Origin of the sequence: Flavobacterium sp. 316 (genome assembly GCF_000967805.1) — a bacterium.
In the GTDB taxonomy this organism is placed as follows: Bacteria; Bacteroidota; Bacteroidia; order Flavobacteriales; family Flavobacteriaceae; genus Flavobacterium; species Flavobacterium sediminilitoris.
In genome coordinates, this window is the sequence record NZ_JYGZ01000003.1 from 285,561 (window position 1) to 300,377 (window position 14,817).

The window sequence follows — 14,817 nt, forward strand, 5'->3', positions numbered from 1 at the left end:
CATTCTAGAATGGTTCGTTTTTTTAGTGGTATTTATGATTTTCCATATTATTAAATTTTTTAATAAATTCAATTATAATTTTACATACTATTTATCCAATCTATAATTTCTTGTTTTTGTTCGTTTGAAAGGACAGCGTCTTTGTGAATAAAGCTATATGAGTTAGGAGGCATTTTGTTGTCCTCAATTTGACTAACTATTGATTTTAATTTGCTTTTTTTTCTTCTGTTTGAATAATTATCCCATTCGTTAAAATTTAATTCTGCTTTACCTTCATCAATATGATTTTCTAAAAACCAAGCAACTGGTTGCACTTTATTATACCACGGATATGATGTATTATTACTGTGACAATCATAACAAGCTGTTTTCAATAGGTTATCAATATTTTTTGGCACAGTATTAACTATCATAAAATCTGTATTGGGTACACTATCACTTTGATTGCGCTTTGTGGGAAAAAATTGAATTCCCACAAACACAATCAATAAAATCAATACTATGATTTTAAATTTTTTCATTTAGTTTATTTGCTTTTTTACACTTCCACATTTTAACATTTTTGAACCAAAATATGGGTTTTTAATTTCTTTTACTTCGCTTAACCAATATGCTCCTTTGTTGTTGTTTGCCATAGGACAAAAATCTTGATAGATAACTTTATCAGTTCCAAGAAGTGCTACTAAATCAGTAATATCTGTACTTAAAGCTTCGAAGTGTTCTCTTTGGTGATCAATAGGGCTTTTTACGATATGCTCTGCATGTTCTTTTGCACTTTCTTGAATTTCCATATATTCTTTATGTGTTTCTTGCGATAATTTTGACATATCGAATTTAGAAATAGCATCTAAAAGAGAATTTCCTCCTGTTGCTGTTTTTTCTTTACTATCAGCAACTAAACCATTTTTGATTTCAAAATAAGCATCAAGTATGGCTGATGTAGCAGTGTTTTTTGTACTGTTTTGAGTAATTGCTCTTTCTGTACTTTCGTTATTACCATGGTCGTGTCCGTCTTCGTGATTTGCTTCAGAGTGGTTGTGTGCTTCAACTGCTTCTAAATCCATTCCACATTTTGGACATGAACCTGCTTCATCATAGGTTTTATCGCCTTCGCACTTCATTGGACAAGCATATGTTGTATGATTATCACTCATTTCATTATGTATTTCGTCTTTTTGTTCTCCTTTGTTGTCTTTACAAGAAATTGTTAAGCTTAATAAAGCTACTGCTAAAACTCCTATTACTTTTTTCATTATTTTTAAAATTTATTTGTTATTAATTGTTTCTTTTACTTCTCCACATTTTAACATAGAAGCCCCAAAATATGGGTTAATTACTTTATTTTCTTTACTTAACCAAAACGCACCTTTATCGTTATTTGCCATAGGACAAAACTGAACATAAGTAGTTTCGTTTAAAGGGTTAAAAGCTTTTGTCATTGCTACCATTACATTTGAAATTGGTTCTAAAGACATTCTTAATTCTTTAATGTTTTTTATATGTGTAGCGTGTAATGTTTGTTTTTTTAACTCTGCTTGGTAACTCATCCATATTTTATGAGCATCTCCTTTAAATACGCTCATGTTTATTTTATTAAACGATTTTTCAAATTCTAAAAGAGCTTTTTTAGCCGAATTAAAATCATCTTTTGTTAAAGCATCTTTAAATTGAAAATAATCTTTATACAATGGTTGTAAGCTCTTTTTGGCTTCTGTACTAATTGCTGTTTTATCTTCTTTTAGCACTACTTTTTTATCACCATTCATAGACATTGGTGAATCTCCATGATTGTGTCCTGTATTTACTTTGCCACCTTCAATATTCATCATACTTGGTTTTCCGGCTAATTGTGCAGCAGCGTCAACATTAAAAGTACCATTTGCTACTATTTCTTCGCCAATTTCTAAACCGTTTTCAATTATATAATCGTTTCCTAATAATGGCCCTAAGGTAACTTCGCGTAATTTGAATGTTATTCCTTTGTCTGTTTCATTTTTTACATATACAATTGAGCGTTTTCCTGTCCACATTACAGCAGATTTTGGAACGCTTAATGTTGATTTATTTGCACTTATTTGAGTTTTTAAAGTACCTGTTGCAAACATTTCGGGTTTTAATTTTAATCCTGAATTAGCTACCTCAACTCTTGCTTTTGCAATTCGTGTTATTGGGTTTATAAATGGATCTATAAATGTTATTGTTCCCGAAAATTTTTCTCCTGGAAATGATGCAATTGTATAGTCTATTTTATTTCCTTTTTTTACCCAATTCATGTCTGATTCGTAAATTTCAAAAAGCACCCAAACGGTTGATAAATCGGCAACATCATATAATGTTTGTCCTTTTTGAAGATAATCGCCTAACTCAACATTTTTCTTGATAATATATCCTGAAACATCGGCATAAACAGGAAATCTATCTTGGGTTTTACCTGATGAGATAATAGTATTAATAGTAGCATCAGAAACTTTCCAATTTTTCAATTTCATTTTTACCGATTCAAATAATTCAGGTTGAATGTCTTTTACGGTATATGCTTCAATTAATTCTTGTTGTGTGCTGGCTAATTCAGGAGAATAGATATACGCAACTACTTGACCTTTTTTTACATATTCGCCCACAAACGAAACTTGAATTTTTTCGATACGACCTGGTATATGTGATGATTGGCTATAAACGGTTCTTTCATTAACTTCAACTTTTCCATTAAGTGAAATTTCTTTAACACCATCGGTATTTCCTACTTTGTAAGTAGAGATTCCAGCAATAATCATGGCAGATTCCGACATGCTAATTGCATCAGGATCTATATCATCATCTCCTGCTTCCAAAGGGATTAAATCCATTCCACATATAGGACAATCACCTGGTTCTGGCTGTCTAATTTGTGGATGCATAGAGCAGGTCCATGTTTCTGCTTTTGATGAAGCATCTGTTTTATTTTCATCTTTTTCTTCAGAGCTTCCACCAAATAACAAAGCTCCTAATAGTAGCCCAACTAATAAGGTTATTGCTAATAAGATTTTTGTTTTTTTATCTATATTCATGATTAAAATTGTTTTGCGGTTAAATAATCTAATTCTGCTAATTTTACATGAAAAGTACTTATACTTGACAATTGCAATTTTTGATATTTTAAAAGCTCTTGTTGCATACGTAATACTTCTTCAAAATCTTTATTGGCATTACTGTAGTAGGCAAATAATAGACTTAAACTTTTGGATAGTGTTATTACTTGTCCTTCATATAATTTTAATAAGTCTCTTTCTTTTTGCAATTCAAAAACAAGTTTGTAATAGGTTCCGTTCAATTTGTTTTCATAAGCTTCTTTTTGAAAAGAATAATTTTCCTGCATTAATTTTGCTTCAGTAACTGCTGCGTCATATTTTTTTCTAAAAATGGGCAAACTAACTGTAACCATAGGCATGATAACATCTTTACCTGAGTCTGGAAAATTATTCATTCCAGTACCTACAAAAACATAATCTAAACCAACTCCTAATTTTGGCAAACCTTGTTTTCTAGCTACTTCAATTGTAGCTTCCGAAGCTTGCTTTTTTAATTCAATTTCTTGTAGTATTGGATTAGTAACTATTGAATCTTTACGATATTCGATGGGTAATTCTATTGTTTCTATCTTTTTAGAAACAACAACTTTTTCATCATACTTTCTATTTAGAATACTGTTGAACCAAGATGTTAATGCGGGTTCTTTTTTATTTAAAATTTCTAAATTAGTTTGAGCATCTTTTATCATAATATCCACACGTAGAACATCTACTAAACTTCCTTTAGCATTTTGAAATTTTGTATTGGCTATGCTTTTGTACGATTCTAAAATTCTAATGTTTTCTTGTTCAATTTCTTTTAAACCGTGCAATTCATATAATGGATAATATACAGCGGCTACTTGTGAAAACAATTGGTTTTTAGCATTTAAGAATGCTTGATATTTACTTTCTGCAAGTAAAGTTGCTGCATTTTTTTGTGCTTTTAAAGTGCCAAACCAAGGAAACATTTGCGAAAGAGATAATCGAACATTTTGCGGTCCAAGTCTTGTTTCAACGGGAGAAATAAAATACCCCATTGAAAGATTAGGATCGGGCAAAGAGCTAACTTGTGGTATTTTTTGCATGGCTGCTTCAAACTCTTTATACTTTGCTTTTAATTCTGGATTATTTTCCGCAGCAATAGTATAATAATCGTTTAAAGATTGTCCTTTAGCATTATAAGCAAAAAATAAAATGAATATAATTATTAGTTTACGCATTTCTCTTTTCTTTATTTTTAATTACTGTTTCTCTCCAAAACGCTTGTAATACAGGTACTACAAACATGGTCATAATTTGAATAGTCATTCCTCCAAATGTAGGGATTGCCATAGGAATCATAATATCTGAACCTTTACCAGTTGAAGTTAAAACGGGCAGTAAAGCAATAATTGTTGTTGCAGCTGTCATAACTGCTGGTCTAACTCTCATTTTTCCGGCTTCTACTACAGCGTCCCGAACTTCGGGTATTGTTTGTGGATTTTTTTCTTCAAAAACTTGGTGGATATAAGAACCCATGATTACTCCATCATCAGTAGCAATTCCAAATAAGGCTATGAAACCTACCCAAACAGCTACACTTAGATTTATGGGATGCATCTGGAATAAATTCCGCATGTTTACACCAGCAACGTCAAAATTCATAAACCAATCTTGTCCATATAACCAGAGCATAATAAATCCTCCTGCAAATGCAACAAATACTCCAGAGAAATGGATTGACGATGCAATAACAGTCTTGAATTGAAAATAAAGTAATAAAAAGATAACGATTAAACAAATAGGAATTACAATTGAAAGTCTTTTCATTGCTCTTATTTGATTTTCATAACTTCCTGAAAATTTATAATTTACACCTTGAGGCACTACCAATTCGCCTGAATCAATTTTAGCTTGAATTGCTTTTTGAGCATCATTTACTACATCAACTTCGGCATAGCCATCATTTTTATCGAATAATACAAAACCAACCAGAAAAGTATCTTCACTTTTAATGGCTTGAGGTCCTTTTTTATATTCAAACTGAACTAATTGACCTAACGGAATCTGTGCGCCAGTAGGAGTAGCTATTAATATTTTTCCTAATGCTTCAGGGCTATCTCTTAATTCTCTAGGATAGCGAACTCTTATAGGATAGCGTTCTCTTCCTTCAACAGTTGAAGAAATTTTCATTCCTCCAATTGCTGTTTCAATAGCTTGTTGAACATCTTCTATATTTAAGCCAAATCGAGCAATTTTTTCTCTATCAATATTTAAATGTAAATAAGGTTTTCCTACGATTCTATCGGCAAAAACAGCTTCGCTTTTTACAGAAGGAACTTCTTTAATAATGGCTTCTAATTCTAATCCAAATTCTTCAATAGTTTTTAAATCGGGTCCAAAAACTTTTATTCCCATAGGTGCTCTCATTCCTGTTTGAAGCATAACCAAACGTGTTTCGATAGGTTGTAATTTGGGAGCAGATGTAACTCCTGGTATTTTAGAAGCTTTTACAATTTCATTCCAGATATCATCGGGTGATTGAATTATATCGCGCCAATTTCTATAGAAAGAACCATCTTCGTCATGTATTAAATTTTTTACAGTAATTGCCTGTTTTAGTGCTTCATCATGTGAAAGTGTATCACCAGATTTTGTAATGTAACGACCTTTATTATCGGTTTTAAATCGCATTCGATGTCCGTTAGCATCCAAAATATATTCTGGCTTATAATTGATAACGTTTTCATACATTGAAATTGGAGCAGGGTCTAAAGCACTTTCTACACGTCCTAATTTCCCAACTGCCATATCAACTTCGGGAATGTGGTTTAGAATCATATCGAGTTGTCCAACTACTTTTCTGTTTTGTTCTACACCAGCATGAGGCATAGATGTTGGCATTAAAAGATAGCTCCCTTCATTAAGTGTTGGCATGAATTCGGAACCAATTCCAGGAAATGTATGTGATGGTACTGACCAAATTTTAGAGGATCTAATATTCCAACCTAATTTGTCGAATCCATTGGCAACAAAGCCAAAAGTACTGTCGAATCCTATCCAAACTAAAACTCCAAAAAACAATGTTATCATTGGTAATAACATGAATTTACCTTTATTTTCTAAACACCAACGCAGTACTTTTTCATAGGAACTTACGATATACAAAAGAACACCTAATATTATTCCTAACAAAATGATTACAAATAGGTAATTACCAATTACACTTATCTGAGGACCTAAAGGCATCCATTCTTCGGTAAGGAAAAAGGATACAATAAATAAAACTACAATTAAATTGAAATGTTTTGTATAGGGTTGATATTTTTGAGGTATTTTGTGATTTAAGAGATCATATAATCCCATTAATGTTAAAGCTAAAGGAAGCCAAATTTTAAAATAAATACTCAATAATATACCTCCAGAAATAAATACATACGCCCAAAAACGTTTTACTCTTTTTTTGTCGTAGTCAATACCAAAAATATAATGAGCTAAAGATGGAAGAATAATTAATCCTAAAACAAAAGCACCTAATAAAGCAAATGTTTTAGTAAATGCTAAAGGTCTAAATAATTTTCCTTCGGCAGATTCCATAGCAAATACAGGAATAAAACTTACAACCGTAGTTGCTAAGGCAGTTGTAATAGCTGAAACAACTTCGGTAGTTGCTTCATAAATTACCTGCATTAATTTTTTGCCTTTTGCACCATGGTTTTCTGGCATTTCGAGATGTCGAATAATATTTTCGACAAACACGACGCCTACATCTACCATTACTCCAATTGCAATAGCAATTCCTGATAAAGCCACTACGTTAGCATCTACACCAGCATAACGCATTACAATGAAAGTCATTAATACTCCAACAGGTAATAAGCTGGAAATGATTAAAGAAGCTCTTAAATTTAAAACTAAAAGTAAAACTACAATAATACTTATTAATACTTCATGCGAAAGAGCTGTTTCTAAGGTTCCAATTGTTTCCTGAATTAATTCTGTTCGATCATAAAAAGGAACAATTGTTAATTGGCTTACAACACCATTAGCTAATGTTTTTTTAGGTAAACCTGGTGCAATTTCATTGATTTTAGATTTTACACCATTAATTACTTCTAATGGATTAGAGCCATATCGTGCAATAACAACACCACCTACGGCTTCAGCACCTCCTTTATCTAAAATTCCTCTTCTTGTTTCTGGTCCTAATGCAACTACACCTATATCTTTTATACGAATTGGAACATTGTCTTTAACCGCTACAACGGCTAGTTCAATATCTTCTACTTTTTTAACATAACCTAAACCTCTAACTAAATACTCGGCTTGGTTAATTTCAATTGTTTTGGCACCAACATCTTTATTCGATTTTTGTACAGCTGTCATTACCTGCATTAAACTGATATTGTATGCTTTCAATGCATCAGGATTGACATCAATTTGATACTCTTTTACAAAACCACCAATGGATGCCACTTCCGAAACTCCTTGAACAGCATTTAGTCCGTATTTAATGTAAAAATCTTGTGCCGTCCTTATTTCTTGTAAATCCCATCCACCAGTAGGATTACCGTCTTTATCTCTTCCTTCAATTGTATACCAATATACTTGTCCTAGTGCTGTTGCATCTGGGCCTAATGATGGCTTTACATTTTCGGGTAATAAACTATTTGGTAGTGAGTTTAATTTTTCCAATATTCTTGATCTGGACCAGTAAAATTCGATATCATCATCAAAAATGATATAGATACTTGAAAAACCAAAAATGGAATTACTTCTAATTGATTTTACACCAGGAATTCCTAATAAATAGGTAGTTAATGGATAAGAGATTTGGTCTTCAATATCTTGAGGCGACCTACCTTGCCATTGCGTAAAAACAATTTGCTGATTTTCACCAATATCAGGAATAGCATCAACCGCAACCGAATCAGAAGGAAGAAATGGTATTTTCCAATTAAACGGTGCTGTAGAAATACCCCATAAAATTAGAACTATAAAAATAAGTACAGTTACTAATCTATTTTCTAGGAAATATTTTATTATTTTATTTAACATATGAATATAAAATTTACAACCAACAAAAAATTATTTATCAAAGATTTTGGTAAACATTTTTTTGAATATTCCTCCAAAGAAGAACTTTGGAGGAATTAGGTTAATTACAACTTACTAAAATAAAATTACTCGCGGTCATATTGACAACATCCTGGAAGATTATTATAGTCTTCGTCTTTTGCTTTAACAAGTTCAGTATCATAACCAGCTTTGGCTATACGTTTTGCAATTTCTTCTTTATTTGTTTTAGATTCATCATAAGTTAATGTTGCCATTTGGGTTTCTTTGTTCCATACTACGGTTGCAACATCTTTGATATTTCCTGCTTTTTCTATTGTTTTTTTGCACATTCCACAATTTCCAGAAACTTTTATTTCTTCTGTTTTTGTGTTCTCTGTTTGTGCATTAATTGTGGTTGATAACAATACCGTAATTGCTATTATTATTTTTAATAATGATTTTTTCATTCTATATGATTTTAGTGTTCAAAAAGATTTTTTGAATTAATTTTTGAAATAAATTTAAATTGAATAACAGGTATATTGAATTAAACAAACATGTTTAACATGAATAGTTTAAACATCAATAAACGTTATAAAAAGTAGTAGCACTACTACTATAAATTTGACACAAGTATGGCTGTCAAACTCTGAATTTAGCTTATTTTAGGTATAAGCCATATAGAAGAATAACCCTTTAAAACAGAAGGTGTTTTATAGAAAAAATTAATTTTATTTGAAGTTATAAATCTAAAAATAGTATTTGTTTTGAATGCAAGTATTATTGATGTAGAGCTACTTGTACAAGTTGAAGAACAACCACATTTTGAATGGCCGCAATTTCCTTCACATCCGTTATCATCAGAATCACTGTTGCTATCACAACAGCTTTGTTCTTTTACTTTAATTGAAGAAACTTCTTTTTCACAAGTATATTTTTCACTACCACATGCAAAAGAAGTATAAGGAATTAAAAATATTCCTAAAAACAAAAGTAATATGAAGTATGATTTTCTCATTAATTGATAATAATGATATGACAAAGTTAACCAAAACAAATTATTTTTTATCAAAAAAATGTTAAAATCAATTTGCTTTGTCATTTAATGGCACATTTTTATTTGCATATTTATCTATTATCATTTGTGTAATGGAGGTATAGGAAGTAGTCCGTTTCTATTGGCTTTAGTGTTTTCGCATAAAAGTGAAGTGTGATTTTTGTTTTTATTGTGGTAACCAAATTAATTATTACTCAATTTAATTTCCTAAATTAAAAACAAACAAGATGTTTGATGAGTGAACAGGCTATCGAACACGTCATTAAACCACCTATTTACAATACTTCTGAGAGTTTAACGAGACTCTAATTTTTGAATTTTCTAGGGTCTCGATTTTATCTCGATTAGAATAAGATTTAATGAATATTTAACATGGTTGCAAAAGAAAAAACCCTTTAAATTATATGATTTAAAGGGTTTTAGTTGATTTTGAGCCGTGCTCTGCGGAGAAAGAGGTTATCGAACTTATTTTGACTCATTATTCCTTAAAGCCATATTTATATAGGCTTTACAAGATTTTTATAAAAATAATATGCCTTAATATTATGCTAAAATGATAATAAAACATACCTTTACTTACACCTAAACTTACACCCCGTACTTTTAGGTGTAAGTTTTAATAATAAACATTTAGAAAGTTAATATGAGAAGTACGTTTAATTTGAAAGAGCCAAACAAAAAGGGAGAAACTTCAATTCGTTTTGTGTCTTATTTTAAAAATGAAGACAAAAAATTTATTTACTCAACTGGAGAAGTTATAAACCCTGCTGAATGGGATTTTACAAATATTCAACCTAATAATTTAACTGGTAGAACTGCGAAAGCAGAAACACAAAGAACCATAAAAAGGCAATTAGATAGATATTCAAGTTTTTTTGTTGAAATTGTAAATCGTTATAAAAACTCAAATCAAGAAATTACAATTGAAAGTGTAAGAAATGAATTTGACAAAGAGTTTAAAAGAACAAAGGCTGTCGCAAATAACTTTTTTTCTGTTTATGACATATTCTTACAGATGAAACGAATTGACAGGACAGAAGATGCTAATTCGACTTCTACGATAAAACGATATGAATATAATAAAACCTTATTAGAAGAATATGAAAAACACTCAAAAACTTCTTTACATTTCAATAAAATGGACAAGGTTTTTCATAATTCATATATCACTTATTGTATTACTGTAAAGAAACATTCAACAAATACGTTAAGTAGAAATTTGGGGCTTTTAAAAACATTTCTTTTTTGGGCTTTTGAGAATAACTATACTTACAAAACAGATTTTAAAGACTTCAAAAACATAAAAAAAGAAATTACTGATGAAGTTGCTTTAACAATGGAACAAGTAACCGAAATTTTTGAATTTGATTTTAATAAAAATAGTCGATTGGAAAAAGTTAGGGATTTATTCGTGTTTGGTTGCGTAACTGGAATGAGATTTAGCAACTATTCAATAATTAAGAAAAATGATATTCATAATAATTTTATTACTGTAAGGGACGTAAAGGACAACAAAAAGAGCCTTTCAATACCTTTAAATGATTATTCAAGTTTTATACTTAAAAAGTATGATTATAAACTACCTGTTATTACAAATCAAAAATTTAATGAATACATCAAAGAGGTTATAAAGGAAGTTGGTTTTATAGAAGAAATTAAAAAGACCGTGAAGGTTGGTAAAGAAATTGTTGAAACTATAACACCTTTCTATGACAGGATTTCGAGCCATACAGCAAGAAGAAGTTTTATAACCATTATGAAGAATAATAAGATTCCTGATAAAGTAATTATGAGTTATACGGGTCATAAGAGCCATGAAGTCTTTAACCAATATTATAAGCCGAATGATGATGATAAAGTAGATTTTATGCAAACAGTTTGGAAAATGGAAAAAGCAACACTTAAAAAAGTTGATTAATGAATTTTATCGAAAATAAATTTGAAGTAATCAGTACCGAGTGGATTGATAACTATATCACTGATGAACTTTATAAGCCTTACAAGATTTATGGTAATCTTGATGAGCTGTTAGCCAATTTGCCAAAATACGTTATTGAAAGTAAAGTATTTGACGGAAAATTAGAAATATGGAAAAATAATGGCGGAGATAAAAGTTATATAATACATAAGCCAAACCCTAATGAAATTCAGAAAATTAAGGATTTTAGAGCATTTGAAGTTAAAAGAACAAAACTAATAGATTTAAAACATCTACAAATAAAATATTTAAACAAGGATCTAACTGAAAAGGAAGCTAACGATATTGAAAATCAGATAGATTTAATTATTAATGATGTCTTCGGTTGCAAACAAACAATTTTAGAACCCGATAGTTCAAAAAAAGTAAATATTACACAATTATTTAGAAAAGAAGAATATTTTGATGAGGTAAAGAGTTTGCTTATTGAAAATAAATTGATAAGAATAATTGAAGGAAAAATAGAATGGTTAGGAGTTTTAGAAGATCCTACTTTAAAGCCTCTTAAATCGTTGTGTACCTTATTTGTGGTTCTTGAAAGCAATAATTATTTCAAACCTCAACCAAGTAATGCATTAATAGCAAAGCTACTAACAGAAACATTTAATACTAAGATTTCGGATAAAGTTTACGGAAATACAAAAAAGGCACTTGCTAATAGAGAATTTAGTGTTACAGAGAATATGTACTTCGATTTTTTTCATTTTATACCTCAAAAATAGTTCGGAATATTCAGTTTGTTCAGGTCTGAACATTCTGAATATATTTCGCACTTGCTAAAAATACTTTTACACCAGTAATCAAAATTAATGGTAAATGGAAAGTATTATTCAAATTCACAACGTATCAAAAAGCGAGTTCATTTCAATTATAGAAAGTGTAATAGAAGATAAACTAACTGCTCTCAAAAAATCTGAAAAAACCGAAAATCTAACAGTACAACAAACTGCAAAATTATTAGGCGTCACAGAACTTACAATTCATAATTATATTAAGAAAGGTTTTATTCCTGCTTCAAAAATAGGTAGAAGGATTGTCATAAAAAGTACAGACCTTAACGATGCTTTAAGTGAAGTAAAATCCTTAAAGTATAAAAGATGAGAAATGTAAAAGGTGTAGCCTTAAAAAGGGAAATTTAACATTATGTTAGATACTGCGAAATTCCGCACGTACAATCAATTCCTTATTAATTATTTCCTTAATTGTGATTTATTGAAATGGGTGTCAGAAACGGATAATTTAAAATATAATGATGATGAGGTTATTCAAACAAAAAAAGTAAAAGAATACAAGGGGATTATATTTTTTTTTTACCACAATAGGTTAGAAATCATTTTCAAATTTCATTATTATTTTAATAATAGTCAGCACAATGCAAATGATTTTAGTGTAATTGATTGTATTAATGTTGTTAAGGAGTTTAGAGATATTTTTGATATAGATTTATCTTTATTGGCTGTCATTAATTTAGAGTTTGGTGTAAACTTTCTATCTCCAATAAGAGCAATATATTTAATTTCGTATATGATTTATCACGATAAGAATGCTTTTAGAAATGATGCGGGTTTGTCATACAGTATTAGAAGCTTTAAGGACAGAAAAGATGGTACAGCAAATAAATATAAAACAATCAAAGCCTACATTAAAAGTTTACAATTTCCTAAATATTGCGAACCTGATACGTGCAGGTTTGAAATTGCAAGTAAAGAAGCTAAATACATTAAACAACTGGGTATTAATTCGGCAAAAGACCTACTTAATTTAGAAGTGTATTTGAAAATGGAAGAAAAAATAAAAGAAGAATTTGATAATGTTTTAATTTTAGATTGTGAAACTGATTTCACTAGTTTGACAGATATTGAACAAAGAAAAATTGCAGATTATAACAACCCTTTAAAATGGTTTCATATTTTGAATAATCCCTATAGAAATCATTTTTCAAAACAAAAAGAAATTTATTATAAGTTTGTAAATAAGATTGAGAATAACTTAAGAAATCAATTAATAAAAATTATTTCTGATAAATTGGACTTTTTAAAAAGGGGTGCAATTTCCACAACCCCAAAAGTATAGAGAAAGGTGCAATTTCCATAGTAGATAAGAATGGAATATGCACCTCAAACAAAAAAATAAAAAGATTAAAACAAAAGTAAAAATGTAAAAACCAATAAAACGCATTAGAGAAAAATTAGAGAAGAGTTTGCCCGTTTTAATATTTAATAAATAAATCAAGGCTATAGATTAAAAAATAAAAATGTACATTTAGAGTAATTTTACAAATTATCAATAAATAAAATATGAGTTGGATTAATACTATCATTCCGATTATAGCCTTAATAATTGGTTTTGTTTTGGCACAGGTAGGAGAATTATTTCAAGATAGAAAAGAAAAAAAAAGAAAATTTAAGAAACTACTTTTCAATCTTCTCCAATTACATAGTATTCTTAAACAAGAATATAATTTTGAAAAGATATGTGATGAATACGTAGAGAAAGTTCTACAAAAACTTCCTGCCGATGTAAAAGAAGATGCTCAAAATGAATTAATTGTTTTATTACCTAAAATTAAAAAATTTATAAGAAATTCTTTTTCAAATTCTAACAAGGTTGAGAATTTAGAAAAAAATATAGATACAATTATAGAGGATATATCTGAAATATTTCCAATATTTGCTTTTGAATTGTCGGAAGAGTATAAAATTAAAGAAAAGCTTCAACAAATTGAAGAATACTTAAAACGAATGAGTGAGTATGTAAATGAAGAACCTCCAATAGAAATTAGAAATTGGGTTACTTCAATGGTAACATCAAATATTATCGAAAATATAGAGTTTCATATTCAAACATCGGCACTTTCTATAAACAAAAAAACTAAAGAGGCTGTTGATGAAAAATTGAATAATGTAAAAGAAGGTATAGAAGGAAAAGAAAAAATGATAAATGAATATTTACAGGAATTTTACACAAAATATAACATTATAAGATAAAAAAGAATTTAAAATATTGATAAAGCGTTAGTCTTTATTCTTGCTTTGGAAAACTGGTAATTTAAAAAAGTATACAAGAATATTAGAATTAATGCTCACGTCACGGCGTGGGCTTTTTCTATTTTGTATACAGGTATACCAGTACCCCCAAAGCAGATAGATTATAGTTCCACGCTTTTTTATTGTCTAACTTTACTTTGGAACGGGTAAAAAAAAAGTAAAAATATCTTATGAAAAAATTATTATTTACCTGCCTTTTATCGGCTTTTACAGCTTTGTCTTTCTCACAAACTACTATTACTTCTAAATGTACGACGGATTTTAGTTGTAGTCAAAAGTATGGCATAACAACAACTGAAAGAGAATATACTTTAACGGTCGTTTACGATAAGGATAGTTTGAAGTTTACGACAGGTAACGGCACAATCTTTTCTCCTCTGAACACTTTTTCTATTACAAAAAAAACAGATAAATATATCGTAGGTACAAATAGTGATGGTAACTATGGTTTTTTTGATATTGGGAGAAAGCAATTTTATAATATTGACTATTATATGAGCAGATATTTAACTATGGGTTATGGTTCTAAGACAACCGAAGTAAAAGAAACGGTTCTAAAGATGATGGAAATTTTAAAAAAAGTAGGAAGTCAAAGGGACGTTGTCCAAGAACTGATTAAACAGGCTGAATATGATTTTTAAAAACACT

The 14,817-nt window shown here is 29.6% G+C and carries 13 protein-coding genes; 6 read left to right on the forward strand and 7 right to left on the reverse strand.

The window, feature by feature from the left end; all coding sequences use genetic code 11:
* Positions 1-80: 80 nt before the first annotated feature.
* The 7 genes from SY27_RS07670 to SY27_RS07700 form a co-directional block, all read right to left on the reverse strand.
* Positions 81-521 carry a heme-binding domain-containing protein gene (locus tag SY27_RS07670; RefSeq protein WP_045968857.1) on the reverse strand — a complete coding sequence of 147 codons (441 nt, stop codon included), beginning with the start codon at positions 519-521 and terminating at the stop codon, positions 81-83.
* On the reverse strand, positions 522-1,253 hold the full coding sequence (locus SY27_RS07675) for a DUF3347 domain-containing protein (RefSeq protein ID WP_045968859.1): 732 nt from the start codon (positions 1,251-1,253) through the stop codon (positions 522-524). It abuts the gene before it with no gap.
* Between the two features lie 12 nt (positions 1,254-1,265).
* Complete coding sequence (locus SY27_RS07680) at positions 1,266-3,047, reverse strand: efflux RND transporter periplasmic adaptor subunit (protein WP_045968861.1); 1,782 nt, start codon at positions 3,045-3,047, stop codon at positions 1,266-1,268.
* 2 nt (positions 3,048-3,049) lie between these two features.
* Positions 3,050-4,270 carry a TolC family protein gene (locus SY27_RS07685; RefSeq protein WP_045968863.1) on the reverse strand — a complete coding sequence of 407 codons (1,221 nt, stop codon included), beginning with the start codon at positions 4,268-4,270 and terminating at the stop codon, positions 3,050-3,052.
* A complete protein-coding gene (locus SY27_RS07690; protein WP_045968865.1) occupies positions 4,263-8,087 on the reverse strand; it encodes an efflux RND transporter permease subunit in 3,825 nt (1,274 codons plus the stop codon). Before SY27_RS07690 ends, SY27_RS07685 begins: the two co-directional genes overlap by 8 nt.
* Positions 8,088-8,212: 125 nt before the next feature.
* On the reverse strand, positions 8,213-8,554 hold the full coding sequence (locus tag SY27_RS07695; RefSeq protein ID WP_052705207.1) for a heavy-metal-associated domain-containing protein: 342 nt from the start codon (positions 8,552-8,554) through the stop codon (positions 8,213-8,215).
* Positions 8,555-8,742: 188 nt separating this feature from the next.
* Positions 8,743-9,189 (reverse strand): hypothetical protein, encoded by a 447-nt coding sequence (locus SY27_RS07700; RefSeq protein WP_152640729.1) that lies wholly within the window; start codon positions 9,187-9,189, stop codon positions 8,743-8,745.
* Between the two features lie 598 nt (positions 9,190-9,787).
* On the opposite strand from SY27_RS07700, the gene SY27_RS07705 reads away from it, so the two are divergent.
* The 6 genes from SY27_RS07705 (at position 9,788) to SY27_RS07730 (ending at position 14,810) form a co-directional block, all read left to right on the forward strand.
* A complete protein-coding gene (locus tag SY27_RS07705; RefSeq protein WP_045968869.1) occupies positions 9,788-11,062 on the forward strand; it encodes a tyrosine-type recombinase/integrase in 1,275 nt (424 codons plus the stop codon).
* Positions 11,062-11,844 (forward strand): hypothetical protein, encoded by a 783-nt coding sequence (locus SY27_RS07710; RefSeq protein ID WP_045968870.1) that lies wholly within the window; start codon positions 11,062-11,064, stop codon positions 11,842-11,844. Before SY27_RS07705 ends, SY27_RS07710 begins: the two co-directional genes overlap by 1 nt.
* Positions 11,845-11,938: 94 nt before the next feature.
* Complete coding sequence (locus SY27_RS07715; RefSeq protein ID WP_052705208.1) at positions 11,939-12,223, forward strand: helix-turn-helix domain-containing protein; 285 nt, start codon at positions 11,939-11,941, stop codon at positions 12,221-12,223.
* A gap of 42 nt (positions 12,224-12,265) precedes the next feature.
* Positions 12,266-13,195, forward strand: coding sequence for a hypothetical protein (locus tag SY27_RS07720; RefSeq protein WP_152640730.1), 930 nt, complete (start codon positions 12,266-12,268; stop codon positions 13,193-13,195).
* Positions 13,196-13,419: 224 nt separating this feature from the next.
* A complete protein-coding gene (locus tag SY27_RS07725; RefSeq protein WP_045968874.1) occupies positions 13,420-14,109 on the forward strand; it encodes a hypothetical protein in 690 nt (229 codons plus the stop codon).
* A gap of 230 nt (positions 14,110-14,339) precedes the next feature.
* On the forward strand, positions 14,340-14,810 hold the full coding sequence (locus SY27_RS07730) for a hypothetical protein (protein WP_045968876.1): 471 nt from the start codon (positions 14,340-14,342) through the stop codon (positions 14,808-14,810).
* The last annotated feature ends 7 nt before the right edge of the window (positions 14,811-14,817 follow it).

What these genes read in the sequence shown, in the direction of transcription:
- SY27_RS07670 (WP_045968857.1), bottom strand. Translation starts at nt 521, where the DNA reads ATGAAAAAATTTAAAATCATAGTATTGATTTTATTGATTGTGTTTGTG.
- SY27_RS07675 (WP_045968859.1), bottom strand. Translation starts at nt 1,253, where the DNA reads ATGAAAAAAGTAATAGGAGTTTTAGCAGTAGCTTTATTAAGCTTAACA.
- SY27_RS07680 (WP_045968861.1), bottom strand. Translation starts at nt 3,047, where the DNA reads ATGAATATAGATAAAAAAACAAAAATCTTATTAGCAATAACCTTATTA.
- SY27_RS07685 (WP_045968863.1), bottom strand. Translation starts at nt 4,270, where the DNA reads ATGCGTAAACTAATAATTATATTCATTTTATTTTTTGCTTATAATGCT.
- SY27_RS07690 (WP_045968865.1), bottom strand. Translation starts at nt 8,087, where the DNA reads ATGTTAAATAAAATAATAAAATATTTCCTAGAAAATAGATTAGTAACT.
- SY27_RS07695 (WP_052705207.1), bottom strand. Translation starts at nt 8,554, where the DNA reads ATGAAAAAATCATTATTAAAAATAATAATAGCAATTACGGTATTGTTA.
- SY27_RS07700 (WP_152640729.1), bottom strand. Translation starts at nt 9,189, where the DNA reads ATGACAAAGCAAATTGATTTTAACATTTTTTTGATAAAAAATAATTTG.
- SY27_RS07705 (WP_045968869.1), top strand. Translation starts at nt 9,788, where the DNA reads ATGAGAAGTACGTTTAATTTGAAAGAGCCAAACAAAAAGGGAGAAACT.
- SY27_RS07710 (WP_045968870.1), top strand. Translation starts at nt 11,062, where the DNA reads ATGAATTTTATCGAAAATAAATTTGAAGTAATCAGTACCGAGTGGATT.
- SY27_RS07715 (WP_052705208.1), top strand. Translation starts at nt 11,939, where the DNA reads ATGGAAAGTATTATTCAAATTCACAACGTATCAAAAAGCGAGTTCATT.
- SY27_RS07720 (WP_152640730.1), top strand. Translation starts at nt 12,266, where the DNA reads ATGTTAGATACTGCGAAATTCCGCACGTACAATCAATTCCTTATTAAT.
- SY27_RS07725 (WP_045968874.1), top strand. Translation starts at nt 13,420, where the DNA reads ATGAGTTGGATTAATACTATCATTCCGATTATAGCCTTAATAATTGGT.
- SY27_RS07730 (WP_045968876.1), top strand. Translation starts at nt 14,340, where the DNA reads ATGAAAAAATTATTATTTACCTGCCTTTTATCGGCTTTTACAGCTTTG.